At 40.6% G+C, this 26,528-nt stretch carries 26 protein-coding genes; 9 read left to right on the top strand and 17 right to left on the bottom strand.

From position 1 onward, the window contains the following. Nucleotides 1–24: 24 nt before the first annotated feature. Both HS960_RS01870 and HS960_RS01865 read right to left on the bottom strand, forming a co-directional pair. Nucleotides 25–642, bottom strand: coding sequence for a hypothetical protein (locus HS960_RS01870; protein ID WP_159727848.1), 618 nt, complete (start codon nucleotides 640–642; stop codon nucleotides 25–27). A 194-nt stretch (nucleotides 643–836) separates the two neighbouring features. Then, nucleotides 837–1,286, bottom strand: coding sequence for a protein-disulfide reductase DsbD N-terminal domain-containing protein (locus HS960_RS01865; RefSeq protein WP_075993535.1), 450 nt, complete (start codon nucleotides 1,284–1,286; stop codon nucleotides 837–839). Between the two features lie 349 nt (nucleotides 1,287–1,635). On the opposite strand from HS960_RS01865, the gene HS960_RS01860 reads away from it, so the two are divergent. Then, on the top strand, nucleotides 1,636–2,160 hold the full coding sequence (locus HS960_RS01860; protein ID WP_310440931.1) for a ClbS/DfsB family four-helix bundle protein: 525 nt from the start codon (nucleotides 1,636–1,638) through the stop codon (nucleotides 2,158–2,160). A 53-nt stretch (nucleotides 2,161–2,213) separates the two neighbouring features. Next, complete coding sequence (locus tag HS960_RS01855) at nucleotides 2,214–2,366, top strand: lmo0937 family membrane protein (RefSeq protein WP_112376008.1); 153 nt, start codon at nucleotides 2,214–2,216, stop codon at nucleotides 2,364–2,366. Nucleotides 2,367–2,458: 92 nt separating this feature from the next. On the opposite strand, the gene HS960_RS01850 is transcribed toward HS960_RS01855, so the two are convergent. Further along, on the bottom strand, nucleotides 2,459–2,965 hold the full coding sequence (locus tag HS960_RS01850; protein ID WP_182331116.1) for a pyridoxamine 5'-phosphate oxidase family protein: 507 nt from the start codon (nucleotides 2,963–2,965) through the stop codon (nucleotides 2,459–2,461). 182 nt (nucleotides 2,966–3,147) lie between these two features. Between HS960_RS01850 and HS960_RS01845 the strand changes: the two genes are divergently transcribed. Further along, entirely contained in the window at nucleotides 3,148–4,401 is a 1,254-nt protein-coding gene (locus HS960_RS01845) for a putative DNA modification/repair radical SAM protein (protein WP_153846212.1), read from the top strand. Then, nucleotides 4,401–5,159, top strand: coding sequence for a TIGR03915 family putative DNA repair protein (locus HS960_RS01840; RefSeq protein WP_153846213.1), 759 nt, complete (start codon nucleotides 4,401–4,403; stop codon nucleotides 5,157–5,159). Before HS960_RS01845 ends, HS960_RS01840 begins: the two co-directional genes overlap by 1 nt. A 32-nt stretch (nucleotides 5,160–5,191) precedes the next feature. On the opposite strand, the gene HS960_RS01835 is transcribed toward HS960_RS01840, so the two are convergent. From HS960_RS01835 to HS960_RS01790, 10 genes are all read right to left on the bottom strand, one after another. Beyond that, nucleotides 5,192–5,365, bottom strand: coding sequence for a hypothetical protein (locus HS960_RS01835; RefSeq protein ID WP_167512259.1), 174 nt, complete (start codon nucleotides 5,363–5,365; stop codon nucleotides 5,192–5,194). Between the two features lie 506 nt (nucleotides 5,366–5,871). Beyond that, the gene (locus HS960_RS01830; protein WP_153846214.1) at nucleotides 5,872–7,623 is read right to left on the bottom strand and encodes a RagB/SusD family nutrient uptake outer membrane protein; all 1,752 of its coding nucleotides are present in this window, start codon (nucleotides 7,621–7,623) and stop codon (nucleotides 5,872–5,874) included. A gap of 2 nt (nucleotides 7,624–7,625) precedes the next feature. Further along, nucleotides 7,626–10,859: a SusC/RagA family TonB-linked outer membrane protein gene (locus tag HS960_RS01825; RefSeq protein WP_182331115.1), complete on the bottom strand. Its 3,234-nt coding sequence runs from the start codon at nucleotides 10,857–10,859 to the stop codon at nucleotides 7,626–7,628. A 178-nt stretch (nucleotides 10,860–11,037) separates the two neighbouring features. Next, on the bottom strand, nucleotides 11,038–12,243 hold the full coding sequence (locus tag HS960_RS01820; RefSeq protein WP_159727856.1) for a FecR family protein: 1,206 nt from the start codon (nucleotides 12,241–12,243) through the stop codon (nucleotides 11,038–11,040). 143 nt (nucleotides 12,244–12,386) lie between these two features. Next, nucleotides 12,387–12,953 (bottom strand): RNA polymerase sigma factor, encoded by a 567-nt coding sequence (locus HS960_RS01815; RefSeq protein WP_159727858.1) that lies wholly within the window; start codon nucleotides 12,951–12,953, stop codon nucleotides 12,387–12,389. Nucleotides 12,954–13,202: 249 nt separating this feature from the next. After that, nucleotides 13,203–14,069: an AraC family transcriptional regulator gene (locus tag HS960_RS01810; protein WP_182331114.1), complete on the bottom strand. Its 867-nt coding sequence runs from the start codon at nucleotides 14,067–14,069 to the stop codon at nucleotides 13,203–13,205. A 40-nt stretch (nucleotides 14,070–14,109) separates the two neighbouring features. Continuing rightward, nucleotides 14,110–14,496, bottom strand: coding sequence for a hypothetical protein (locus tag HS960_RS01805; RefSeq protein ID WP_153846218.1), 387 nt, complete (start codon nucleotides 14,494–14,496; stop codon nucleotides 14,110–14,112). Nucleotides 14,497–14,505: 9 nt separating this feature from the next. Beyond that, a complete protein-coding gene (locus tag HS960_RS01800) occupies nucleotides 14,506–14,997 on the bottom strand; it encodes a c-type cytochrome (RefSeq protein ID WP_153846219.1) in 492 nt (163 codons plus the stop codon). A 42-nt stretch (nucleotides 14,998–15,039) separates the two neighbouring features. Continuing rightward, complete coding sequence (locus HS960_RS01795) at nucleotides 15,040–15,894, bottom strand: FixH family protein (RefSeq protein WP_182331113.1); 855 nt, start codon at nucleotides 15,892–15,894, stop codon at nucleotides 15,040–15,042. Nucleotides 15,895–15,977: 83 nt separating this feature from the next. Beyond that, nucleotides 15,978–16,355 carry a hypothetical protein gene (locus HS960_RS01790; protein WP_153846221.1) on the bottom strand — a complete coding sequence of 126 codons (378 nt, stop codon included), beginning with the start codon at nucleotides 16,353–16,355 and terminating at the stop codon, nucleotides 15,978–15,980. Nucleotides 16,356–16,489: 134 nt separating this feature from the next. Here HS960_RS01790 and HS960_RS01785 point away from each other — a divergent pair, with 134 nt between their 5' ends. Continuing rightward, complete coding sequence (locus HS960_RS01785) at nucleotides 16,490–17,194, top strand: hypothetical protein (protein ID WP_153846222.1); 705 nt, start codon at nucleotides 16,490–16,492, stop codon at nucleotides 17,192–17,194. Nucleotides 17,195–17,415: 221 nt separating this feature from the next. Next, nucleotides 17,416–18,102 (top strand): class I SAM-dependent methyltransferase, encoded by a 687-nt coding sequence (locus HS960_RS01780; protein WP_159727862.1) that lies wholly within the window; start codon nucleotides 17,416–17,418, stop codon nucleotides 18,100–18,102. 168 nt (nucleotides 18,103–18,270) lie between these two features. Here HS960_RS01780 and HS960_RS01775 read toward each other — a convergent pair whose 3' ends face one another. The 3 genes from HS960_RS01775 to HS960_RS01765 all read right to left on the bottom strand — a co-directional run bounded on the left by HS960_RS01775 (nucleotide 18,271) and on the right by HS960_RS01765 (nucleotide 20,317). After that, complete coding sequence (locus tag HS960_RS01775; RefSeq protein ID WP_153846224.1) at nucleotides 18,271–19,164, bottom strand: sensor histidine kinase; 894 nt, start codon at nucleotides 19,162–19,164, stop codon at nucleotides 18,271–18,273. A gap of 365 nt (nucleotides 19,165–19,529) precedes the next feature. Beyond that, complete coding sequence (locus tag HS960_RS01770) at nucleotides 19,530–19,919, bottom strand: hypothetical protein (RefSeq protein WP_227550190.1); 390 nt, start codon at nucleotides 19,917–19,919, stop codon at nucleotides 19,530–19,532. A gap of 41 nt (nucleotides 19,920–19,960) precedes the next feature. Then, on the bottom strand, nucleotides 19,961–20,317 hold the full coding sequence (locus HS960_RS01765; RefSeq protein ID WP_153846225.1) for a PKD domain-containing protein: 357 nt from the start codon (nucleotides 20,315–20,317) through the stop codon (nucleotides 19,961–19,963). Nucleotides 20,318–20,497: 180 nt separating this feature from the next. Here HS960_RS01765 and HS960_RS01760 point away from each other — a divergent pair, with 180 nt between their 5' ends. Genes HS960_RS01760 through HS960_RS01750 form a run of 3 tightly spaced genes read left to right on the top strand, consistent with a single transcriptional unit; the run spans nucleotide 20,498 to nucleotide 23,885 of the window. Next, nucleotides 20,498–21,592, top strand: coding sequence for a zinc-binding dehydrogenase (locus HS960_RS01760; RefSeq protein ID WP_153846226.1), 1,095 nt, complete (start codon nucleotides 20,498–20,500; stop codon nucleotides 21,590–21,592). Next, nucleotides 21,592–22,875: an MFS transporter gene (locus tag HS960_RS01755; protein WP_228280175.1), complete on the top strand. Its 1,284-nt coding sequence runs from the start codon at nucleotides 21,592–21,594 to the stop codon at nucleotides 22,873–22,875. The genes HS960_RS01760 and HS960_RS01755 overlap by 1 nt, the downstream gene beginning before the upstream one ends. Next, on the top strand, nucleotides 22,872–23,885 hold the full coding sequence (locus tag HS960_RS01750; protein ID WP_159727870.1) for a metallophosphoesterase family protein: 1,014 nt from the start codon (nucleotides 22,872–22,874) through the stop codon (nucleotides 23,883–23,885). Before HS960_RS01755 ends, HS960_RS01750 begins: the two co-directional genes overlap by 4 nt. Before the next feature lie 134 nt (nucleotides 23,886–24,019). Here the strand turns inward: HS960_RS01750 and HS960_RS01745 are convergent, their stop codons facing one another. Further along, nucleotides 24,020–26,443, bottom strand: a complete 2,424-nt coding sequence (locus HS960_RS01745; protein ID WP_182331112.1) for a mechanosensitive ion channel family protein — start codon at nucleotides 26,441–26,443, stop codon at nucleotides 24,020–24,022. Nucleotides 26,444–26,528 lie beyond the last annotated feature (85 nt).

The following is a 26,528-nucleotide window of genomic DNA, read 5'->3' as shown; positions in this document are numbered from 1 at the left end:
TTTACCATAAAACACATCATTACATTAGACCAATAACTGTTTTCCTGTAATTTGCAACTTCACAAAATAGGCTATATTATTTTTCTTTATACTTTCCTTCAATATTCGGGCTTCCAGTGTAAAGTAAGCATGATTTCGCAAGAAGACTAGGGTAAGAGCATACCAGATGCGCTCATCGACCACCTGATTTTTCCTATAATTTACCTCCAGATACATCCTTTGATTAAGGTCAACAAAACTTTTACTCCCCAAATGAAATGAGACCGCATCCACAACTATTTCCTCCAGCAGATTTTCTGGCTTTTTCGAGGGCCTTGTTGCAAAAATGCACATTTCAACTTTTTTGATTACGGACTCTGCAACCAAATGTTCCTGTAAAAAACACCTTGCTGCAGATGCGCTCCTCTGACGGGTTCCTTTTACCCCTTCAAATAGATAACCTATATCCTGAAAATAAGCGGCACAATTTACGACGAATTTATCTTCGACCGTCAAGCTATACTTTTCACTCAGGATAACTACCGCATTTACAATATCACGAACCCTATCAATCGTGTGAAAACACAGTTGTGGATTGTGGTTCTCGCGGTAACTCTGCACTAAAAAAAGATCTGCCTGCTGAAGTAAGTTTGTGTAATCCATTTAAACAAAACTAAAATTCCGTAAAAAATAGATTTAACATATTATACCAAAGGGGCTATTTTTTATACCAAAGGGCCTTTAAACAAAAAAGGCCAGGTAATCATACCTCGCCTTTATCCTTAAATTTTCCTTTTTCTATCAATTATCCCAAGCACCAAATCGCTTTAGATGGTTAATTGCTGTTATTTATGACATTATTTGATCGTTACAGCAAAAGCATATTCATCGGGAGGAAGACATTGTGAAGCGTCACAAGCTTGCCATTCCACTGTACCTTTTACTGTTGCAGTTCCTTTGTTGAGCGAAACTTTTTGCTGAAAGATCACTTCATTTGTAAAGTATCCTACATCCATTTTGAAAACCTCTTCGTGTTTAATCTTTGGTTTTGGTTCAGCAGTCTTACCTACCAACGCATAATCAGCGGCTTTACTGAAATTGAAAGATGTTGGAATTGGTCCTCCGTCTTTTACATTTTGAGAGTAAATGTGCCAACCATCTTGAATGGTAGCCTTCACGTAAACCATAGCTTCCTTGTTGTTCAATTTTTTGCTGGCCACAGTCCATTTTACAGGTTTATGGATCTGAGCGAATGCGCCCGAAACGGCGAACATAACCACGGTCACTAACAATAAAATCTTTTTCATGTTTGTATCAATTTTTCAGTTTATTATTTCATCGGCAGCACATTTCATACAGTATTTTTTCTGTAAAAAACACCACTTAAATGCTTACAACAATATTCGCTATAAACAGAATAAAACACAACATGATCACAATAAAACAATAAATTTTATCAAAAAATAATAATTAAACCATATTTTTTACACTTTTAGAGGCTCAGTTTTTTCAATTCCAGTAATATATCCAAAAAAGGCTATCAGACTAAAACAAAGGGAATTGTCAAACATTGTCTGTTGCGAGCTTGTGAACGCGTTCTGCTCTACGACTCCATCCCGAGCTAATCAATTTTACATAATAATCTGTATCTTATGCATGATTCACATTTATGCCATGGCTATACCAACCACAAAAGACGAACTCCTTCAAGCTATACGTACAAATTACAGCAAGCTTGTCTGTGAACTTTCCGATATTCCAGTCGATCAAACTAATCTTCTTATACTCCAGGGTCATGCTAAAGGAACAGTAATGAGTATAAATAATCTAATTTCCTATTTAATTGGCTGGGGTGAGCTGGTTCTCAAATGGAATAAGAAAAGTGAAGATGACAAAGAGGTTGATTTTCCGGAGACTGGTTTTAAATGGAATGAACTAGGCAAACTGGCTCAAAAATTTTATCAGGATTATTCCGACCTCGATTTTACGACTTTGTGCGCAAAACTAGATCAAACTGTTTTAACAATTGTGGAACTCCTTGAGCAAAAAACAAACATGCAGCTGTATGGTGTAACCTGGTATGGAAAATGGACCTTAGGCAGAATGATTCAATTTAACACCGCTTCACCTTATCAAAATGCAGTCGGGAGAATCCGCAAGTGGAAAAAAGAGAAAAAATAGTAAACCATCGCTGGATAAATATTGTTATTCAATAAACACATATAATCATTACTATGGGAAATCTATTATATACTATCGCTGTTATTTTGGTCCTGATATGGGCAATCAGTTTTTTTGGCGGATTTGTTGGCGGAGGGCTAATTCATATTCTTTTGGTTATCGCTATCATTGCAGTGCTTCTGCGTGTAATTAAAGGAAACGCGTGAAGACTGTAAGCAGTTTATTGATTACGATAAAAAGCTCCTCATTTTTAATGCTGAGGAGCTTGTATTTGCTGTAAATTCTTTAACTAAGGAACTTAAATATTCAGATCTCCTTCTTTACCTATATCTTCCGTTTCACCTGTTAGTCTAACTTTTAGCATCTTAAACAGGTTGACAATCATATTGGAGTCTGAATCCCAATAATGAGCATCTTTAGGCGTAACACGCAACAATCGGATATTGGGATCCTCCTTACCTTTCTCAAACCATCCTTCCATCATTTTGTTCCAGTAACGATTTGTCCTTTCCTGATCTCGCGAAAGACTCGCTTCACCATTTATACTTAGAAAGGTGTAGTGTTTTGGGTCCGCATAAAATAAGGAAACTTTTGGGTTCTGTGCGATATTCTTAAAGGTATCGCTCTCAGCAGAACAAATAAACCAAATATCTCCATCTTCGTCTACTTCTTGTCTACTCATTGGAACCCCATGTGGATACTCCGATTCAGCTGGGAATGAACACACTGTTCCCACATCGATTTGGTCTACAATTGCTTTAAGCTTATCTAAAGCTTCTTTGTTATTTAAATTATTCTCTGCCATAATATGTCGTTTATTAAGGAACAGTATCCTGTAGAAAATCGTTTATTTTTTTAGCAAATTCAGGCTATCTTCAGCAGTGAAAGGGGAAAAGTACGAATAAAAAAAGGCAAATCAAGTAATTTTACGCACTTTTAATACTAATAATATTAGTAATTTTACATCGGAATATTAGAGAATAAATCATGTTTGGTTTTGATGATAAATTGCAAATATTAGCTGATGCCGCTAAATATGACGTAAGTTGCAGCTCAAGCGGAAGTAAACGAAAAAATAGTGGTGGTATAGGTGATTCATCGACTAGTGGCATTTGTCATACCTACACCGAAGATGGTCGCTGCGTCTCCCTGCTAAAAATTTTAATGACTAATTATTGCATCTACGACTGTTCATTTTGTGTGAGCCGACGAAGCAATGACGTACAACGGGCAGCATTTTCGGTGAAGGAAGTTGTCGAATTGACCATGAACTTCTACCGTCGTAATTATATTGAGGGTCTTTTTTTAAGTTCGGGTATTTTCAAATCTGCCGACTACACCATGGAACGCTTAATGTTGGTCGTCAAGAAACTTCGGACGGAAGAACGGTTTAATGGTTACATCCATCTCAAGGCCATTCCGGGTGCGAGTGAATCGTTATTAAAAGAAGCAGGCCTATATGTTGACCGGATGAGTGTGAACCTCGAAATTCCCACTGAGGAGGGACTCAAGCTAGTTGCTCCCGAAAAGGATCATCAATCCGTTCGCGAGCCTCTAGCGATTATTAAAAATGAAATCCTAAACCTTCGGCAGGATAGAAAAAAAGACAAGAAAACACCCTTGTTTGTACCAGCAGGCCAAAGTACACAGCTGGTTATTGGAGCAACTCCAGAGAGCGACCTACAGATTATGCAGACCGCCAATACATTCTATAAAGATTACAATCTCAAACGGGTTTATTATTCGGGTTATATTCCCATCAACGCGACCGATTCCAACCTTCCCCAAATTGGGACATCACCACCTCTTGTACGTGAAAACAGACTTTATCAGACAGATTGGCTACTTCGGTTTTATGGTTTTTCGCTTCATGAAATACTCAACAGCACGCATCAACATCTCGATCTAGAAATAGACCCTAAGCTTGCTTGGGCGCTACGCAACCCACAATTCTTTCCCATCGACATCAACAGCGCTACGTATGAGTGGATTATCCGAATCCCCGGTATTGGCAGGCAATCCGCAAACAAAATTGTGCAGTCGCGCAAATATGGGAAATTAAAGGAATATCAACTTCGAAAAATAGGAATTGCCTATAATCGTGCCAAATATTTTATGGTTTGCCAGGATACACTCATCGCTGGAGGCTTCCACTATCCCGAAAACATCAGAAAGTCTATTCTTGAAACTAATCCCCGTGCACAGGTCACGGCTTCCAATACCCAGCTAACACTTTTCTAATGGACTATATTTTTGACGGAAGTTATTCCGGATACCTCTGTTGTGTATTTGAGGCCTTTGAACGGAAAGAATTTGATAGCATTCCTACAACAGAAAAGTCCATGGAAATTAATATTTTTTCGGAGAAGCGACAGGTTCATACTGATGTAAAAAAAGCCATGCGCATTTTAGTGGGAATGGAAAAGATACTCGGAGCACAAGAAACAAAAATTTTTTATCTTAACTTTTTGTCCGATAATCAATCGGAATGGCTCAATGGATTTCGACTGATCGTTGAACTTTTTCGAAGGGGAAAATTGGATATACGCAATTATGGATACCCACCTATACTCCGTATCCATCAGACGATCAAAAAGATCAGCCGCGAACGACACCGCATGAAAGCTTTTATCCGATTTGTCAAGTCTAACGATAATCTCTACACAGCCATCGTTGAACCCGATTTCAATGTGATTCCTCTGGTTGTAGACTTCTTTAAAAATCGATTCGCCGACCAGTGCTGGTTAATTTATGATATACGGCGAAACTATGGCTTCCATTATGATGGCAAAAATATCTTGGAGGTATCCAACAACAATACACATGAGGTTCAAGATCCATATCAGCTAGAAGTGGATCTCGACCCTCAAGAAAAAGATTATCAGCATCTCTGGAAGACTTATTTTAAGAGTACCTCTATTGAATCACGCAAAAACCTGAAGCTTCACTTAAGACATGTTCCCAAACGTTACTGGAAATATCTCGTCGAAAAACAATAAGTCCCGAATTAGCGAAAATCCTATTCATATCATTATTTTGATCCGCCAAACAGCTTGCTCACCAACCAAATGACAATAGCGACGACGACAACAACCAATAGGATGCCCGACCACACACCAGCTTTAAATATACCTTCAATTGCTGCACAGCTCGACACGAGCACCAATAAACTCGACATGAGCGCAAATGGAATTATCTTTTTCATAAATACCTGTTTTAATTATTAATTGGAAGTATGACAATACTGGCCTTGAAAATGTTTTACAGCAATGACGTTCATGTACTTTTTACATCTCACTGCGGATACGTCCGATACGTTCACTGCATTAAATACTTGAGTAGTCCGTATTTTTTTGTCATAAAGTGAATGCGCTACGTTATTTACACCCTAAAAATACGGTTAACGGACCAAGGGAAGCTTTTGGGTACAGCATTTGATTCTGTTTACCCAAATAGCAAAATAGAATTTAAACAATAATTAACTAAAGATATGGACACTATACACCAAAAAGCACAAAAAATAGGATTGGAAAAAGGTTATTATCTATTATTAATGGCTATATTGGATTTACCTGTTGATGGTAAGGAAAAATCGGAAAAGAAAAAATAAGGTTGGTTCACCAAGATACACAAAGGAAATCCAGCGGTCTCAATAGTATTTGATACTCCCCTATTAAGGAATAGGGGAGTATTTTATTAAGGACCCCGTTTTTAATAACCTTCGTTCTGTTTAAAATCCTTCGTCACATCCATGACACTTTGTGGAATCGGAAACAAACGCCTGAACGGTTGTGTTGCCGGTTTGGCACTATAAGGCAGATCATACTTTCCGAAACGTATCATTTGTGGGCGGCGAAGCAGCTCCCAGTACGTTTCAAAAGCAATTTCACGGTAAAGATCGCCCGCATTTAAAGAGGAAATTGTCTTCCCAGGTTCACTTCCATAGAGTGACTCCCTCGTGCGTGATGAACGTAATTTATTAATATCATTGAGCGCCAAATTCACTTCTCCTTTTCTGAAATAAGCTTCGGCACGCATTGTGTAAATTGCACCAAGGCGCACCAATGGAATATCGACATTACTTGAGCCATTGCCGTCTCCGGGATCGTATTCATATTTAAAAACCCGAACACCACGATTGATTTGATCTTGCTTAAAGACAGCCTGTTTGGGATCGTCAAAATTGAGTTCTGGAGTAAATACCATCTTTGTACCAGCGCTTTTCTCCATAGACAATTGCGATACCTTAATACGTCCGTCTGCGGTCATTTCAAAAGCCCCATTTGCAGTCAGCTTTGGTCCATACTGTTGGCCTTCAATAATACCGCGGTTAAAATGAAACCACATCAGATTTGTCCCCGGTACAATATCTGTCGATGGAACACTTTGCTCCCGATCATTATAAAACCAAGTACCGTCGCCATATTGATACTTTCTTGAGAAACGTGGATCATCATGATTTCCATTCCACGTCGCATAAAATTCAGGTGTGATACAGGCTGCATTGGTACCACGATTTACCGGAGTAGGTCGCTGGTTACGTTCGACGCAGACATAAGCAAAAGAATTGGATCCATTTCTGATCTTATCGATTTTCTGTGTAATTACCCAGATTAGCTCTGGGCCTTTCTCATTTTTAATGGAAAAGCTATTAAAATAGTTGCTTTCCAAACGGAATTTTGAAGAATTGATCAGCAGTGAAGAATAATAGATGACCCTATCCATATCTGTTCCATCACCAGAAGCAGCTTTCTCGGTAAATTCATAGGTATTTGCCATCCTGTTTTTAAAAACAGCGCGATTGAGATACATCTGTGTTAATAAACCGTAGGCTGCTTCTTTGGTAAATCGACCATTGTGGGTGGATTGATCGCCCAATGAAGCCAAATCAGGAAGTAAGCTCTCGACTTCTACAATCAGTTCATCAATAGTGGAGGCCGCCTTTTTTATTTCCAAAGGTGCCCGTTCATTCAAAGGGTCTCTATAAGGAACCTGACCATACAAATCCAGAACCGTATACATATAGAATGCCAGTAGTCCTTTGGATTCTGCAAGAAAGAGCTTTTTTTGTGGGATATTTGACTCAGTCACAGCTTTAACCGCCGTCATTGCTCGTGTGATTCCATTGGTTAACATATTCCAATTGTCCGTGACAATGGCATTATCTGGTGTCCAGGTAAATTCATGCATCGAACGCCATTTACCGCCATCCCCCCAATCGCTTCCACGGGTTGCCAAAATAGCTTCATCAGTGGTATATTGCTGGAGGGCAAAAACACCACCATGATCAACAAAAGTTCCTTTTCCCAGACGATCATAAGCCGCGGCCAATGCGCCTTCGGGATTTGAAGCATCGTCACCAAGAACCTCATCGAGTACCTGTTCATCCAACTTTGTACAACTACCTAAAAGCAACATAAAGGATAGGCAGAGGATATATTTATTAAAAAAAATCTTTTTCATCACTAAAATTTAATCGTTGCACCAAATAAAAATGTCTTCGCCGAAGGATAGGCCGTATAATCAACCCCCAGTGACTGGTTGCCGTTACTTACACGCGGGCTGTTGATTAACGGATCATATCCCGAATATTTTGTTACCGTCCATAGGTTCTGTCCCGTTACGTACAATCCAACGGATTGAACCCATCTCTTGCTGACCAAAGGTATCGTATAGCCTAAACGAACAGAATTAAGACGAATAAAATCAGACTTTTCGAGGTAAAGCGTTGAAATCTGCGGGTTATTGGAAGGACTGATATTGGGCGCATAATACCTATTGGACACGTTTCTATCCGATGCCAGATTATTAATATTCAAGGCATTCATCGCCATATTATTAAAATTATAACCGCCCAACTGTCCAATAAATGAAAAAGAAAAATCAAATGCCTTATAGTACATTTGGCTGTTCAGACCGTAGGTAAATTTAGGTAAAGCCCCTTCGATAATTCGACGCTGGTCACTATATTGGTAATTACCTTTATCATCTACTCCTTCATAATCCCATAAATAAAAGGAGCCGGCAGCATATCCGCTCTTATAAATATTGACGTTCACACCAGATTGCCCCGGTCCTGCAATAGCGCCAGAAAGAATTTCGGATACTGGCAAATCTTGGATCTTATTTTGCAGTGTAGCGCCATTGACATCCACTGTCCAGCTAAATCCTTCCTTATTGATCAACTTTGATCCGAGTAAAAACTCAAATCCTTTATTTACCAATTTACCATCGATATTGACCCAAATATCGGCCGTAGGACTCAATACCTGCGAAGGGATATTTAATATTGCATCTGTGGTGGTTTTATTGTAGTATTCCAATGTTCCGTACAATTTACCTTTCCATAAATCAAAATCAACACCGAAGTTTGTTTGTGTCACAACCTCCCATTTTAAATTTGGATTGGGTGTACGATTGACAGATACGCCGTTGACCAGTGCAAGATCGTCATTCATGTAATAGCCATTGCCAGCTGCCAAGGAATAACTCGCTTTGGTGATCTTATTCTGCACTTCTTGATTACCCGTATTCCCCCAACTGGCCCTGAATTTCAAGTCATTCAGCCAATTGGTCTCTTTCAGAAAGTTTTCCTTCGCGATATTCCAGCCCAAGGCAAATGAAGGAAAATAGCCATATTTGTTATTCTTTCCGAACCGGGTCGATCCATCGGCACGCAAGGAAGCTGTCAACAGGTAACGATTGTCATAACTATAGTTTACACGTGTAAAATAGGACTGCAGTTCATTCTCCTGAGAAAAACCTGTCGCTGTTGTTGGACGCCCAGCGTAGCCCGGATTATTTTCAGGAAGTACACCTTCCCCCTTATTTGCGATACCATCAATGGTATAACCATTTCCTCCATTATCAAATTTCTGATAGGAAAATCCCGCTAAAGCTTCAATTTTATGTTTATCGATCAGTTTACTATAATTCAGGTAATGCTCGAGCAGGGTATTTTTCGAATTCTGATTATATTTCATGAATCTTCCTCGGGGATTGAGGTCGGTAATATTGGGGAAAATAGTTGTATTCCGTTCACCCATGGCGCGGTCAATTCCCAAATTGAACTTGTATACCAGCCCATCGATAATGCGAAAAGAAATATCCAAATTACCTAATGCACGCAGTGTCCGCGTATTATCCCGATAGATATCCAACAGATACATCGGGTTGTAATGCGCATTCATATTAAAATTTGTAAAATTCCCTTTGTCATCAAATACCGAACGGGTAGGATTTGCCATCAAGGTATGTGTAATCAATTGGCCAAATGCCCCCGTATTGTCACTTGTCGGCACACCAATATCTTTGGTTTCACTAGCCGTAAGGTTAAATCCAACCGTAAGCCTTTTATCATCCAAAAAAGATTCGGAAGCATTAACACGAGCAGAAGTTCGTCTAAAATCACTATTCTGTACAATCCCCTGCTGGTCCATTTGTGCGGCAGACACATAATAATTACCTGTACTACTTGCTTTTGAAAAGGAGAGGGAATTGTTCCTTGTTTTTGCCGTACGATAGACCACATCCTGCCAATCGGTGTTACTACCGTGATCAAAAGCCTTATCTTTTATTGCACTGCGGTATTGTTCGGCAGACATCACATCTACTTTATGAGCCACCGAAGAAAATCCCAGATACGAATCAGCCGTTAGATTGGCCTCCCCCTTCTTGCCTTTTTTTGTCGTAATAATCACCACGCCGTTAGAACCTCTCGCCCCGTAAATTGCCGCTGCTGAAGCATCTTTAAGTACCGTAATGGATTCGATATCGCTTGTATTCAGAAAATTCAGTGGATTTTTAGGTCTACTTGAACCAAAACCGATATCCTGACCACCAGGACTCACATTTTCATTGCTCAAGGGTACTCCATCAACAACAAATAGCGGTGTACTGCCACTGCGGATAGAACCTACCCCTCTAATCGTTACATCCACGCCACCGCCTGGCTCGCCGCTGTTCCCTACTACACGCACGCCGGGAACTTTACCTTGAATTAGATTATCGGCCGAGATGACCGCTCCCTGTCTGAAACTCTTTTCATCCAACTGATTGACAGAACCTGTTAGATCCTGCTTCGTCTGCTTTCCATATCCCACAACGACAACCTCATCCATTGCATTGATCACCGTATCCAATTGAACAGTCAATACATTGTTATTATTGACAGCGACATCTTTAGCCTGGTAACCTACGATCGTAAACTGAAGAACAGGATTTTGGCTTTGTACCTCAATTCGGAAGCTCCCATCCGCTTGGGTACTGGTCTTATTGCCCATTCCTTTTTCTGTTACCGTTACAGCAGCAAGACCCTTACCGTCTACCGATTTGACTATCCCTGTGATCTGCCGTTTCTGAATATTCATCCGAATGTCTTCTGTTTTCGACAAGGCAACCGCGGTGCGATTCAATACAATATTATTATCTACACGCTTGTAATCGATCTTGTATCGCTTACAGATGTCTTCCAATACATCGTTAAATGGTACATTTCTATAATTTACATTGACAAGCCTATCTTCCGAAAAGATGGACTCGTTAAAGAAAATATTAACACCACTTTTCTTTTGTAGGTCTTTGAGAACGGTAGATAGTTTGGCATTTTTCATGGATAAACTTACCTTTTGCGCGTAAGTCATCGCTCCGACATGCATATTTGCGGCAAATAAGAGCGGCAAAGCAATAGACAATTTCATTGAAATTGGAATTTTAAAGCATACGTTTTCCTTCATCGGGAAAACGCGAGCCCGATTTTTTTTATAAATTTGCATTGGTTGATAAATTAATAATAAGCGACTTGATCTATCAATCTAGGATTTATCCAAAATCCATCAATTAGACAGGAGTGCTTCCAACACTCCTGTTTTTTTCCTGTTACATCACCTCTACCCTCCTTTCCTTCCGCTCAAAGCGGACACCCCCGGCTAGAGCGATTGTTTTCAACAGTTTATCGATATTTTCATATCGGGATATAGAACCCGAAAAACGAACTTTTTCCAAATTACCATGATAGCGGATTTCGACGTCATACCAGCGGCTAATTGCCTCCATCACCTCATAGATCGAAGCATTGTCAAAGGCAAAATTTCCATTTTTCCATGCCATGAAGTAAAAAGGATCAACCACAGCTTTGGTAAATACAGCTTTCTTGATATCGTATCGTGACTGTTCATTGGGTATCAGGAACTTCTCGCCAACTTGGGCTCCCGCATAGGTCAATTTCACTTTTCCTTCAGTAAGTGTAGTGACTACCTGCTGATTATAACTGGAGATATTAAAAGCTGTCCCTAGCACCTCCAACGACTGCCCACCCGTTTTCACTATAAAAGGAACGCGTTTGCCTCCATTCATGACCTTTGTGACCTCAAAGTAAGCTTCACCTTCCAGATCAACCTCCCGAATCTGCGCCCGAAAATTGATGGGGTAGCGAATTTTCGTCATAGCATTGAGCCACACCTGTGTACCATCGGGAAGCACCAATTTGTACTCACCGCCTTTAGGTGTCACAATCGTATTATACACCAATTTATTTTCAGCTTGCCCCTGCGGGAAATGGTAGGTAATTTTTCCGTCTTTGGTTTTACGAACAGTAAACGATGTGCGCACGATGGTAGTATCTCCAATGATTTTCTCAAGATCGACAGCGGTTCCATCATCAAATAGGATCTGAGCTGTCTGCCTTCCCGGTACCACGGCCGAATCTTGGCTGGCCAATCTTCTTTCGACAGTCTGTATAGAGGGTTGCTGCAAATAAAAATATAGTGAAGCTACAAAAGCGCCTAAAATAACAGAAGCTGCCACTTTAAGCCACAAACGCCTTGGCTCTACGACGCTATCCACGGCGGGAATAGCTCCAATTTTCCTATCCGCCCTTATACGGGATAAAATGTGCTGAAATTGTCGCTCTTTGTCGATAGCTGTCTCCTCGACAACATGCTCTCCCTTTTCCCACTGCTCTTCCAAAGCAGCAATAAACTTAGGGTCATTTACCAACTCCCGAATCCGTTTGATCTCCGCCGCATTACAAGAACCTCTTCTATATTTTTTGATCAGTTCGTTGTACTCCTTATTTTCATTCATGCTTTCTTTGCTCTTCTATACTAACTAATCGAACGAAAAAGAAAGATGTACCAATGGAATTGTAAAGTATTTAAAAAATAATAAAAGCGGCATCAACCCTTGGCTGTCCAGGTTACTATTACTTACGTTAAAGATGCTTTATGCTACAAAAAAAACAGAAAAATCTTGTCCAGACGAAGACGGACAAATTTACTTGCCAGGGCCAGATGATTGCGCACCGTATTTTTGGATAGCCCCACCTGTTCGGCAATATCTTGATAACTATGATCTTCCAGCTTATTAAGACGATAGATACGCTGCTGCTGTTCAGGAAGTTCTCCGATGATTTTTTCCAATTCTTGTTGAAGCTCACGGTAGTCCAGTTGTTGTGCCAATGCCTGTCCAGCTTCTTCCCAATCCGCATGTTGATCGAGTTCATATTGATCACGCAATACCTTTCGCCTAAATCCAGAAATAGCCATACGTTTGGCAACGCGATATAAAAAGGGATAAATTGATTCCGGAGTGTTTATTTTTTCACGATAACGATGTAACTGCACAAAGGCTTCCTGTGTAATTTCTTCTGCCTCTTCCAACTGACCTGAGAAATATAATGCGCGTGAAAAAATCTGTGGCTGATATTTTTCAAACACACGTCGAAAAGCCTGCTCATTTCCTTGCTGGAAAAGAGTGAACGTATTTATTTCAATAGGCATTTCCTTTAAACTCATCGGTTGTTTCTTATCGTAAAAAAATATGGATAAATAAACGATGTCCATTTAACTTTACTGTTAAGCGAACATAAATTTATCTCAATACTTTTTGGTAATAGAAGATAATTGGTTGAATCTTACTACTAAAATATAAAAAGGAAATGGAAAATACACTTTTATTCTTTTTGTGAAGATCCAGGAAGATGCTACAATGGAAAAATAAAGCCTTTTTCAACTACATGAAAAAGGCTTTTAGTCATATTTACATCAACAATTTTTCCTAAACTCCTCAGGACTCATTCCTTTATTTGCTTTAAAAAATGTACTGAAATATGGTACATTTTCAAAACCAAGTTCAAAGGCAATTTCTTTTACAGTTTTAAAAGTATGATAAAGCAGTCGCTCGGCCTCCAATAGTATGCGTCCACGGATAATAGTACCGCAGCTCGTCGATCTTTTTTTTCGACAAATCCGATTAAGATAGTTGATCGATATATTCAATTGCGCTGCATAAAATGACGGATAACGCTGCTGCGCATAATGACTATTAACCAAAGATTCGAAACTTCGGATTTTATCGTCATCTTCCTCCTGCTTTACAGCCACATGATCGACCACGATTTGCCGTCCCAAAATCTGGAGCAGCATGGTTAAGTAGCGGCTCAATACACCGTGAGCACTCAACTTGACTGGATTATAAGCTGTTTCCATCAAACTTACTATATGTAGACAACTGATCATATCTTCTTTTGAGAGCACAAAAGCGTGCTTACATCTACTCCTTAAAAAATGAAAGAAGTTTCTTACGGCAGTGTTCTGCCTTTCCATGAAAAAAGATTCTGTAAATAAGACACTGTATCCTTCTACAGACGAACCTGCCTGAAAACTACACACACAATTTGAATTTATGCTGATTATATCATGGCCAGCTATAATCTGTACGCTCTGATCCGCTACCATAGACAGTTCACCACTCTTGATAAACAAAAGGGTATAAAAAGATCTTAGATGGAGCGTATTTTGATTTGCTTTAGCTTGTAAAAAAGCTGCTATAGGCATAATAACGATTCCCTTCGAAGCGGAATCAATATCTTCTAATTTTAGAAAATCTAGTTTCTCTTTTCGTATTACCATTTCTTTATGATTATTCTGTAAAAAAATATTTGTGGAATAATCAAATGATTGGCGGTCTAAAAATTTCAGGTAGTATACCTCCGAAGGTATCGGAGGCAAAGTCTTTCGGATAGACAGTCTTCACAGCAGGTACTATTGGAGAGCACAGCAAGATTTCCTTCACATACTGCACAAAGACCAATATTTCCATCCCCTTCATTTTGGCGAGCACATTGTTCACATCCTTTTGTTCAACCGTTTTTTCGCTAAGGAAACAGAAGCCTTTACAGCTCACTGCCGGTTCAAAACGATTGACACAGAGATTTTGCTCGATATAGGTGCGATTGCACTCAAATTCAATAAATGCCCACAACAGATTGGTTGCCTGCACACATATTGCCCAAGCCATTGTCATACAAAACCACCATCTACAGCGCTGAGACTTCATTGATCCGATCTATTTTGTTGTGCTATTACGTTCGCGCAAATATTCTAAAATGGCACGTGCCTCTTCCTGCTTCAAGCCCAAACTAATCATTGGCGAACCATATTCCTTACTAAGTACTTTCGCGTCGGCATCCTTCTCCAGCATGGTTGCCGGATCCAGCATCATGTTCATAATCCACTCCGGGGTACGACGTTTGATGACAGCGTCCAGCGATGGGCCTACCAATGTGCGATCAAAACTATGGCACATTGCACATTTCGACACAAATAGTTCTACCCCCCTATTTGCAAGCTGCGCATCAAAGGGTTTGTGTTCAAAGGAGGTAATGGTTCCTACACCTTTGGATCCCTCTGTTTTATAATCGAGCATGGCCGCGGGCTCAGCTACGGAAGGTTGCTGGGCACCATCTTCTTTCTTGGCTTTTGTCCCCTCATTTCCGCTACACGCCAGTATAGCTACAAAACCGAAACAGCCCAGGATTACGTTGATTCTCTTTTTCATTTTTATTGTTTAAGTATATTGGTAAAATAAATTCTGTTTGTGTTAAGTGACCTGCACCAGATATTTTATATCATCCTGATTTGATTTTTTGCCCTCTTTCCATAGTTCGACAATGACTTCCCAACGACCAGGCATAGAAAAATTAACCGTGCCTTCATAGTAACCATTACCTGTACTTTCAGCAGCAAAATTTTCCGAAGACCCCGTTTCCGTAGTAGGCCTATTGGTCTTTAGTTTAATGACATAATGATCTAATACCGGAAAATGATGACCATCCATTTTATTCATTAAAAATCGGATCGGATGCTTTCCCTGCTTTACGCTATCAGGCAATAGGCAGGAAATAAATATGCGGCTATCATCTCTAGTTCCTGAGCTCATTGTTCGCATGGTTGCTGCTGCAGTAACCGGAATCTTGATGGCAACTGTATCTTTTATGCGATTGTGACTACGTATCGTATGTAATTGCCAGCCCTTTCCCATCTGCGGGATATCTGCCATAATAAAAACCATTGGGCCTCTATACCAGCCTTCGCCGAGCGCGACGGGATGTTCAAAGGGGCCACCATGCTTCATACGTCCCATACTCATTTCTGGATAGAAATCAAGGGATTTGTCATTGATCGGATTTCCCGAAGTATCTCTTAAACGCAGATAAATGGTATGATATTTATTGTTGAGTTTGGCATCCGCATATATGGTATAATTGGTAAAATCCCAAACCGTATCCGCTACACGGACCAGATCGGACTCCTTAGGCAGGATAAAATCCGTAGCATTCTTACCGTTCTTTTTTGAATGATCGGCAGTACAGGATGAAGTTGAAAAAGCAACTGAAAACGCGAGTAGCAGTAATATCACGCCCCCGACAGTCCTTACACGGGAATATAAATTCATATGTATTGATTTAAATCTTTTGAAAATAGACAGTACCTGCCATCAGTCAACATGCCGACAGCCCGTACGAAAAGCAAAATGACTTAAACCAAAGGTGGATGAAAAATAGTAAAGATTGGTCTATAGCTATAGTTTGTCTGATATGCTGGAAGTAAGGTCTCCGCAGCTGCTTCTTCAAAAAAAGCGATATCAAGGTTAAAACATTGCTGATTATTGATAAATACAACGTCGATTATACGAGATTCCAGATTCTTTTGTTCCTTCTCCTCATGTTCACGCATTTTCTTCATCAAAATACATTGTCCTCTACAGGAAAGTGCCTTTTCGTTGAATCGATTGATACACTCATTCTTAGCGATATAATCTCTGTTAAATTCAAAAACAGTCCATAGCCATACCGACGAGAAGCTCTGCAGGAGCATCAGCGGCAGTAGAATCCATATCAATTGTTTCGCTTTCATGTATCGCTAGTGCAGCAAATATACTAATTATTGACATACCAGCAACGAACTGCCTCTTTTCAAAACGCCCAAATGTTTTCTAAAACATCAAGAAGTTTTAGTACATTTAGCTAAAAATCACGTGCTTTGAGCAAATGAAGTTTAATCCTCTTTTAGTCATTAAATTATTACTTGGGCTGTTTATCTGCATCGGAATAGCTTTGACCATATTGATGATGGTTCATAACAGCAAAGTTGTGGGAGCTTATGTCGTTTCTGGACTTTTCATACTATTCCCAGGTATTATCCTGTACGGTATGACCGTTGGATTTCGAGTATCCGAGAAAACCATAACACAACAGATCGCCCAACAGGAAAGTGTAACATCCGATCATAAAGGCCTATCCTATCAAATCCCTTTGCTAAAAACAACCCAATTTATCTCCTGGGAAATTATCGAGACCATTATCTACAGCAACTACCACAGCGACGACCAGGCGCAGTTCAGCTTTTATCTGACACAACCGGCATTGCAAATCGCGTCAGAAAAGCCAGGATGGATAGCGAAAGTCCTTTTACCCTTGATAAAAACAAGTAAAAAGGTCGTTATTTACGAAAATTGCATCAATTTTCGCGAAATCCCGAAAATGCTAGAAAAACATTTTTCCTCCATCAACCCTGTTGACATAAACGAAGTCCATGGAAAAGGAACACTACTGAGCTCAAAGACCACCTTAAGGGAAAATACGGTTCAGATCGAAGAATATTGGAAACCTAATCCAAATTTTGAGCCTGAAAAAGTCATTTATGATCGATACAACCGGACGATTGATGAATTGAAACAATCAAAAAACAGCTAAAATTTGTTTTCCTCGGCAAAATCACCCACGTCATCGTGTAATATTCAACAGGTATTGCTTATTATTTATTACTACGTTGGTGCATTGGCTTGATGATATTTATGTTCGCAGCTGAGGCAAGCAGAATAAAAATCCAAAATAAGCTGATCGGAGATATGACATAAATTCCAGCAATTATTGCTGATAAAATGGATAAATTTGTACCCGTTAACATTATTACGATGATTAAAAGAATAACAGCATATTGGAATGACCGTAGTAGTTCCTGGCGCAAGGAAAGGCATGAAGCTTGGTCCCGGCCGGAGACCGAACGCTGGCTTGCGTTTTTCAAGTCCATCCGTAGCCAGACTACGGGCAATAAAGTACTTGAGGTTGGTACTGCTACCGGATATTTTGCCAACATTATGACCCTTGCCGGTTTTGAAGTTACTGCCGTTGACCTCTCCCCGCAGATGATTGAATATGCAAAACTCGTCAGCCAAGAACTAGAACTTCGCGTAGACTATCGGGTCATGGATGCGCAAGTACTACAATTTGAAGCCAACACCTTTGACTTCGTCTTCACTAGGTTGATGACGTGGACCATCCCCGATCTTGAAACATGCTACCGCGAGATGGAACGTGTACTTAAGCCGGGCGGAAAACTGATCAACCTGGATGCCGATTTTGGGAAAACGGTCTTTAGTACCGAAAGGCACGATGAATGCCCATCGGGCGCTATCGATCAGATCAATGACATCAAATCGGCATTGGACATCAGTGCGCATCAACGTCCTGCTAAAGACGTCGAACTATTGGAAGCAGTTGGATTTGGTTCTATTGAAGTCGATATGGATGCCCAAAATCGTATTCTTGAACTCCCTTTCGAAACTGAAGGACTTTTTATGCTAGGGGCTATCAAAAAGTAAAATTTGTTCAACACCTTTGATCTGTTTTTCGTCTGGAAATGCTGGAAAACAATCGGTTTACTAACCTTTCATGCCAACCGATCTTTCATGATAAACTAAGTTTGTCATTTAAATTTTCATAAAAAAAAGCCCGATATAGATCGGGCTTTTACAGTAAATTGATTGTTATCAAGAGACAGCCTGATAAGCCTTCCGCGGAAACGAGATCCGAACAGAAACGCCTGTACCATGCTGATTCTCGAACTGCATTTTTCCATCAATCCGTTTGATCAAATCCTTACAGAGGGAGATACCCAATCCTGCACCATTTTTGCTCTCAGATTTTTTACGGTCCCAGCTATTGACAAAATTTAGATTATGGAGGACTTCCGAAGTAAGTTCTTCGCCATCATTGCTGACGATAAGTTCCCATCGATCGCTCCGATCATCGATCAATTGCAGTGTAATGGTACCGCCGACTCGTCCATATTTAATGGCATTGCTGATCACATTTCTAAGTACAAAAGCAAAGATTCCCTTATGGGTATCCACCCAAAAATCCTGGCTCACTGAATTTATTATCTGTATATTGAAACGTTGGATTTCTAGCGTATAGATCCCTAATACCGCGTCAATTTGAGCACAAATATTGCAGTTCTCAGTATTTTCAAGCTTATCTCGAAGTTGTGATTCTGTCCAGAGTAAAACCTCTTCCAACATCGTACGCGATCTGGCCACCTGTCCTTTTAGATTTAAAAAGATAAGTTTAAGATCCTCCTTATCGACTAAAGAAATATCATCAATCGCCAACAAAATTTCGACCGATGCAAATGGTGCTCTGAGATCATGTGAGGCAATCGATAGGACTTTAGTCTTGAAACTCTCGGCAATTTTTAATTCCTCATTATAATGGTGAATACGAATTGCCTGTTCACTGAGGATACTGTTTGCGGTCGTCAATTTGAGCTGCTCGACCTTTAACAACCGATTTTTTCGGATTAAAAAGTAGATCAGTACGCCTATCAGCGTTTTACTGATGACTATTCCAACAATAAGTAAGGTAATAATAGTTTGGCTTTGCACAATTTTTAGGTAATAAATTAACAATAATGACTAATGGAATACCAAAGCTAAACAATCACATGCTAATTAAAAAATTTACCTTAAAAAAAATTACACTTACCTCGATTCTTTCTTAACTCATTCAAAAAAAGGCTAGATCAATATTGACCTAGCCTTTACAAAAAAATATCCTCTAATAGACGTATACCTTATATACCTTTGGTTTAATGAACAATAGCTCAGTAAAATAGTTTTAAGTATCTTATTTTTGTTTATTCGCCAAATAAACCTATCTATTTTTAAATCCATTTCGGCGATGCTGCACTTTCAGCAAAGACTTCCTAAATTTCCAAAGCCTGCCTAAAGTCTACTGAATATGCTCAAAATTATTTGCAATTGGGTATGGCTGCCATCACATCCAGTGACATATCCATCGCTTTCTTGGCCCACTTTTTCAGATTGTCCAAATCAGCTGCTTTTAACGCCTTATTTCCAAAGATTACCGCATTAAGTGAATAATTTTTGGCATTCGCACAATTGCAATTTGGAATTATACTGTAGGCAGAAGCTTCTTTCGCTTTGCCTACGGCGTCCTTAAGCAAAACTTTGGCCTCATCCAGTGATCCAGCCTGATAGGCTTTTTTAAAGCTCATAAAGGCCATCTCGGCATAGGTAGATGCCATACCGCAGCCCGTATTTACCTTTTTGTTCTCCTGGGCCATTACCGAAAAAAACATACTCAGCAAGGTCATCGTAAAAAAATATTTCTTTTTCATGATAAGGGTATAATTATAGGGTTAAATCTAACTTAAAAACGCTATTTTATCGTTACAGTTTCTTTAATATCGAAAGAGCAATATCCATTGTTCAATCCTACCTTAGCAATGGCTGTATACGTCCCCGCTTTTGTGTAGGTATGACTCGCATCTCGTCCTGTAAAATCTTGCACCGTGCCATCACCAAAGTCCCATCGAACCGCATTGTCCACTGTCTCCTTGCCTGCATACGTAATGTTAAAATCAATCTTTGATGCATTTGAGTCTGAAGCCTTGTGCTCGACATCAATTAGAATAGATTGACCGAAACAATCCACCACGCTCTTCTCAACTTTATCACCGCAGGAAGAGACTGCTATCAGCCCCAAAAACAGGAGGCTCTTTTTTACAAGTTCCATAGAATAATCTGATTACACTTTTTTTGACAAGATAACAAGATATCCGTCACAACGTTTTCACTTTGTCCATTTTTTGTCTTGAAAAAAAATGATACATAATTCACAAAAACTTAATCATTTAAAAATACAGTATAAATAAACTTTGTTTAGTATTACAAAACTTATGTATTTTTATATAAAATGAAAAACCTAGCAACATATTACGTATTTGATCGCGCCAATACAGCGCTCTCCAAAGTGATTAAACCTATTCCACCTTTGCAGGATGGTGAAATTTTGGTCAACATACGTTATACCACACTCTGTGGCAGTGATCTTCATACCTATTGTGGGCTGCGCAACGAACCACGTCCTACAATTTTAGGTCATGAGATTGTAGGCGTTATCGCCGCGATTTCTCCTGATCATAGCGGACTTGATACACGAGGCAATCAGCTACATATTGGCGACCTGATTACCTGGACTGTTTTTTCCAGCGATCCGAATAGTGTCAACTATCAGCCGGATATTCCGCAGAAAAACGATAAGATCTACAAGTATGGTCACCGTCAGATAACCGAAGCGGATGACCTTCATGGTGGATTGGCCACACATATCATCTTACGGCCGCATACCTGCATACGAGTACTTCCAAAAGATATCTCCCCCGCAGTAGCCGCCACCATCAACTGTGCTGTTGCCACTTCGGCCGGAGCCCTTCGCCTGGCAGGAACCATTACGAAAAAAAACATTCATGTCGCAGGCATTGGATTATTGGGTCTGGTTAGCATTGCCATGTGCAAGGAAATGGGTGCCAAAAGTATCATAGCTTCTGACATTAATCCTGCACGTTTAGAACTTGCCAAGAAATTTGGTGCGACTGCTACAATAGATCTGCGTGAAACCACATCCAGCACAGCATTACAAGCTACAGTAATAGATCGATTTATCGACATGAGCGGCTCGCCAGAGGCTATGGAACTCGGCATCGAAACTTTGGCGCTCCATGGAAATGCTGTTTTCGTAGGTGCTGTGTTTAAGCAGCGCGCTACTGGGATAGACGCCGAAAAAGTGATTCGAAAGATGCTCACGATTAAGGGGCTGCACAATTACAACTATACCGATTTCTCCGCGGCTGTAGATTTTATCATCGAAAACTGGCAAAAGTATCCCTTCGAATCATTGATCGAACGCGACTTTCCACTGGCCGAAGTCAATGAAGCGATAAGCTATGCATTAACGCACAAACCAATACGAGCAGGTTTATTCATCAACCCCTCAACGGAGCAGCTTTAATGGAAAGAAAATTTAGAAAAGACCAGTGGAAAATGTTGTTTGTAACCATGTTTTGCTACTTATTCTTTTACACAGGGCGACACAATTTTGGATGGGCAGCAAGGGGTATTGCCAAAGAGCTAGACATCAGTTTTCAGCAAGTAGGCTGGATCAGTTTTGCAATGTTAATGGGCTATGCGATAGGCCAGCTCATCAATGGAAATCTCGCAGATCGATGGAGTCCCAAGATTATGATTGTCGCTGGCGGGGGGCTATCTATTCTCTGTAATCTCGTCATCAGTTTTGCCAGCTCCTATATTGCTATTTTGGTCCTTTGGACATTAAACGGCTATTTCCAGTCCATGGCCTGGGGCTCTGGAGGTAAGCTTATTTCCAACTGGTGGAACAGTTCCGAACGTGGCAAGGCCTTTGGCTTTTATACCATGGCTGCCGGAAGCTCTTCTGTTTTGACCTTTTTGATGGCCTTGTTACTCGTCCAACAGGAACAAAGCTGGCGTACACTATTTCGCTATCCCATCTTATTTCTTGCCGGGTCATTAGTGGTCTTTCTATTTGTAGCATATAGCGATCCCAAACGAAAAGGATATACTTCTGCTGAAGAAAAAGAAGGAATAGCGAAGCAGGAAGACGCACAGGAAAAGGTTTCAGCATCGGAAAAACAAGACAACTGGAAGCAGTCCTATCTACACGTATTTCGGCATCGCAACTTTATGATCGCTTCGCTGGCCATTGGATTTCAAAGTATGGCACGCTACGGTTTAATCTTTTGGGTGCCGATCCACTTTTTAGGGAACAACTATAAAGAATCCTCAGGCAACATGTGGCTTACACTGCTCATCCCAATTGGAATGGCTCTCGGAGCCCTATCTTTTGGGTACATTTCAGACCTCGTCTTTAACAAAGATAGAGGTAAATCTATTGCCGCAGGTATGATGATCAGCTGCATTATTGCTCTTCTCATTTATTGGTTACCTATTCACAACCACCTTCTGATGGGTATGCTCATGTTTACCTCAGGTTTCTTTGTATACGGTCCACAAGCCAATTTCTGGACCTTGAGTCCAGACCTATTGGGAGCCAGGCTCGTCGGGACAGGCATTGGTGTAATGAATATGTTTGCGTATGTATTTGCTGCTGTCGGTGAACCTTTGTTTGGTAAGCTGATCGATTACACGGGCAATACTGCCAATATATTTCTTTTCGTTGCGCTAATATGTGCGATATGTGCAACAATCATTAGTTTTGTCCAAAGCCCAAAATCAATATCAATTAAAAAACCATGATAAACCGAAAAAAATTCCTAAAAATTGGCAGCCTGGGTATTTCGGGACTTTTAGTTCCCGCCGCATTCAGCTTTGCAAAAACACGTACAGACCTAGACTCTGCAGCATCTGAGAACTTGGGAGCGAGACAGCAAAACCTAAAATTCGGTATTATTGCCGACCTGCATTATGACCTTATGCATGATGGTGAACGTCGTGCTCAACTTTTTATCGATGCAATGAACCATGAACAACCCGACTTCATTATTTCCTTAGGCGATTTCTGTGTCCCAAAATCCGCCAACAAAAAACTGATGGCTATATGGGCACAGTTTAAGGGTAAAAAACACTACGTACTGGGCAACCACGATACCGACGGCGGATTTACCAAACAGCAGGCTTTGGCTTTCTGGGATGCAACATCCCCCTATTATTCTTTTGACGATAAAGGTTTCCACTTTGTGGTGCTGGACGGCAATGAAAAAGATCCCGAAAATAAGATTGAAGGCTATCCACGTACCATTGGAAAAGAACAGCTTAATTGGTTAAAACAGGATCTCCAACAGACAAAACTCAGAACGATTATTTTTTGCCATCAAGGGCTCGATAATACCATGGGCGGCTTAGATAATGGCATGCAGGTACGCTATTTACTTGAACAGATCAACAAGGAAGCGGGTTTCAACAAAGTCATTCTCGTTTTGACAGGACACCATCACCTCAATTATCACAATGAGATAAACGGCATCCACTACGTACAGATCAATAGCTCTTCGTACTATTGGGCAGGCGAAACCTTTGAGAGCAAAGCTTTTGATGCAGCGTTCTATAAAGATCATGGCATCTTAAAACGCACATTGGTTTATCAGGATCCCATTTGGGCAACGGTATCGATTGGTAAGAAAGATATTACGATTCAGGGAACGGAAACCGTTATAGCAGGCATTCCACTCGACCAAACCGGAATTGATGTTTACAAAGACGTCTATCCCATTACTTCCAAAGTCGACTCCCGTAAACTGATGTACTGATGCAACAATCAGTGAATAGCCTGGTAAAAATCCCCTGATCTAAAAAAAGAAGCCGCTTTCCATAACGGAAAGGCGGCTTCTTTGTACTTCTTTCTTTCGACATCTTCAAGCAGAGCAACCCTAATGATTGGGTTCTACTTTTGTTCGCTATCGGTCTGATCGAGGACTATCTGTTGAATCGGCAAAGCCATATCGATACCTTCATCAGCAAAAGCTGCATAAATTTTGGTTAATAATCCGCTCTTGACACCGCCACTATCTTTGGATATTCTGACCCAAAAATAGAGTTCGACCACCACTGCCTGCGAGCTCACCTGCACAAATTGCACAGCAGTGCCACCTGAAGAAAGAATCTGCTCGTCCTCGTCCATTATTTTTTTGAGCAGCTGAGTTACCCATTCAAGGTCTACCCCATATTTTACCTCAAGTCGAATACTGAGACGTTTTTTTGCACCACCCTGGCTCCAGTTCATCACATGTGCATTGAGCAGATCCCCATTCGGCATAATCAGATCGGCCCCCTCTGCTGTCGCAATTACACTGCTGCGAAATCCGATAGATTTCACTTTTCCCGATCGCCCACCGATCTCAATTAGATCATCAACATTCACAGGCTTTTCAAAGGCAATGATCAAACCACTCACAAGATTGTTGACAAGCGTCTGCAAGCCGAAACCTATTCCTACACCCAACGCCCCTACGATAATTCCGATCTGCTGAACCGGAATCCCCAGCGCAGAAAAGGCCAGAAAAAATCCAATCACGATAATCGTGATCCGAACGAGCAAAATCCAACTTCCCAGTCTAAATTTATGCTGAGCTGCCCCTTCCTTTTTCTCCCATTGGGAGTCCGCAGCAAAATAGGAAACGATCTTCGAAAGCACCGTTGCACAGACCATAATTAATAGAAACACCGCGAGGTTATTGACGGAAAACTGATAGTTACCCAAACGGTGTTCGGTTTCCAAAAAGTCTCTCAAGGGATCTGCAAGGAACCTGAATTCGTAGAAATTTCGGCCAAAGAGCACAAACCATCCAACAATCAATACCGCATAGAAAAAAACCGGGGCTCTTTTGCCCACCCTATTATAATTGATATAAAATAATCTTCTTTCCTGCTTCTGATAGACCGAAGAAGCCAATTGCAATCCCTCATTGACCAATCGAATCACCCACAAAAACAAAATAAAAACCACGGCATTTGTCAATCCCGCCACCAAAAGCACTTTACTAAGGTTAAAACGCCCAAAAAGGTTCATTATAATGGACGCAAATTCCAGGAAAACCATAAATGCAATTGGAAAAAGTATCCAGCGTTCTTTGATCTCGTCGCGACGTTCCTTATTCAAGAGCGCCAGCAGACCGACCAGGCAGGAAAGGCTAGCAATGACAAGAATCAACCAACGTTCCGATCGCGAAGGTTGAAGCACGAGGTTATCTAATCCGGCTAAAATAAATAGGGTCAGAATGGAAAGCCATATCGCCATCCAATACCCTGTTATTGCCGGTCTAAAAACGAGGGATAAAAAGACCGAGGCAACAGTCAATATGGTGATCGTAAACACAAAAGGTGGCGCGGGAAATATAAATTGCATGACGCACAATCCGATGATTAACCCGCTCAGAAGCGGTCGGCGCAACAACAGACTTGACTGAACCATATTTTTATCGTTGATCCTCCTGCGCAATACATAGACATAGGAAACTACGACCAGGGTTGCCAAAAAAAAGAAAAGCAGTTTTCCCAGATGCGCTCTCAAATAATAAAAATAGAGCCATTTTGCTTTCACGAATGAGAAGAAGAGGATTTCATTCATCGGTCGTTCAAACTTACTTGGGAACCAAATATTGACAAAGTTGCGAGCTATCGTTCGGTTAGAGAGCCGGTTCTGGTAATAGAGCACCTCCTCCATATCCGATTCCAGCCGTGCCAGCTCGATATTAATTTTATTCTGCAGTTCGTGGACACTGTTGATCCGCTCTGCCAATTTCAGCGTAATGGGTGAAATCTCCCTTGCGATCACCCGAATCCTCCCCATATACCGGGCAAGATTAGCAGAATCCTTGGAGATGACAAAAAGTGCGGGGTCATTGCTCAACGAGTCGAGATCCAATTGATAATTTGTGATCCTATCCTGATAACGGTCCATATCGCGTTTTAAACTCCTTACCTCTATGGAAAGTGCGTTCAAGATGTTGAAGGTCACTGTAAGGTTGCGCGATGATTGGGCAGAACCCTTGTTTTCAAAGACACCATCTTTTGCAATATCATGTAAGACGATCAGCTCCTTCAGCCCCTGGTCCACGTTCAACGAATCGAAACCTTTGCGCAGAAAGGAACGCGATTGGCTCGCCAATAACTTAATATCCTCCAATACCCGATTTTGGCGGATGGCTGCACGGTCCATTTCCAAATCCCGGACACTCCTTTTAGCCGATTCTTTAAAAAATCGTTCCGTCTTGGCGACAAATCCCTGTTGAAGAGAATCTTGCGGATTACCAAATAGCACCTTTGAAAACAGTATGATGAAGAAACACGCTAAAAATTTCCTACTCATTGCCATTGAAGTTTATTTTTTTCCTTTAGGTATTTAAATTGTACTATGAACACCTAAATGTACATATATTGCTTTAATATTGTTT

Origin of the sequence: Sphingobacterium paramultivorum (assembly GCF_014109745.1) — a bacterium.
Lineage (GTDB): Bacteria > Bacteroidota > Bacteroidia > Sphingobacteriales > Sphingobacteriaceae > Sphingobacterium > Sphingobacterium paramultivorum.
This window is presented reverse-complemented; position numbering and strand designations above follow the sequence as displayed.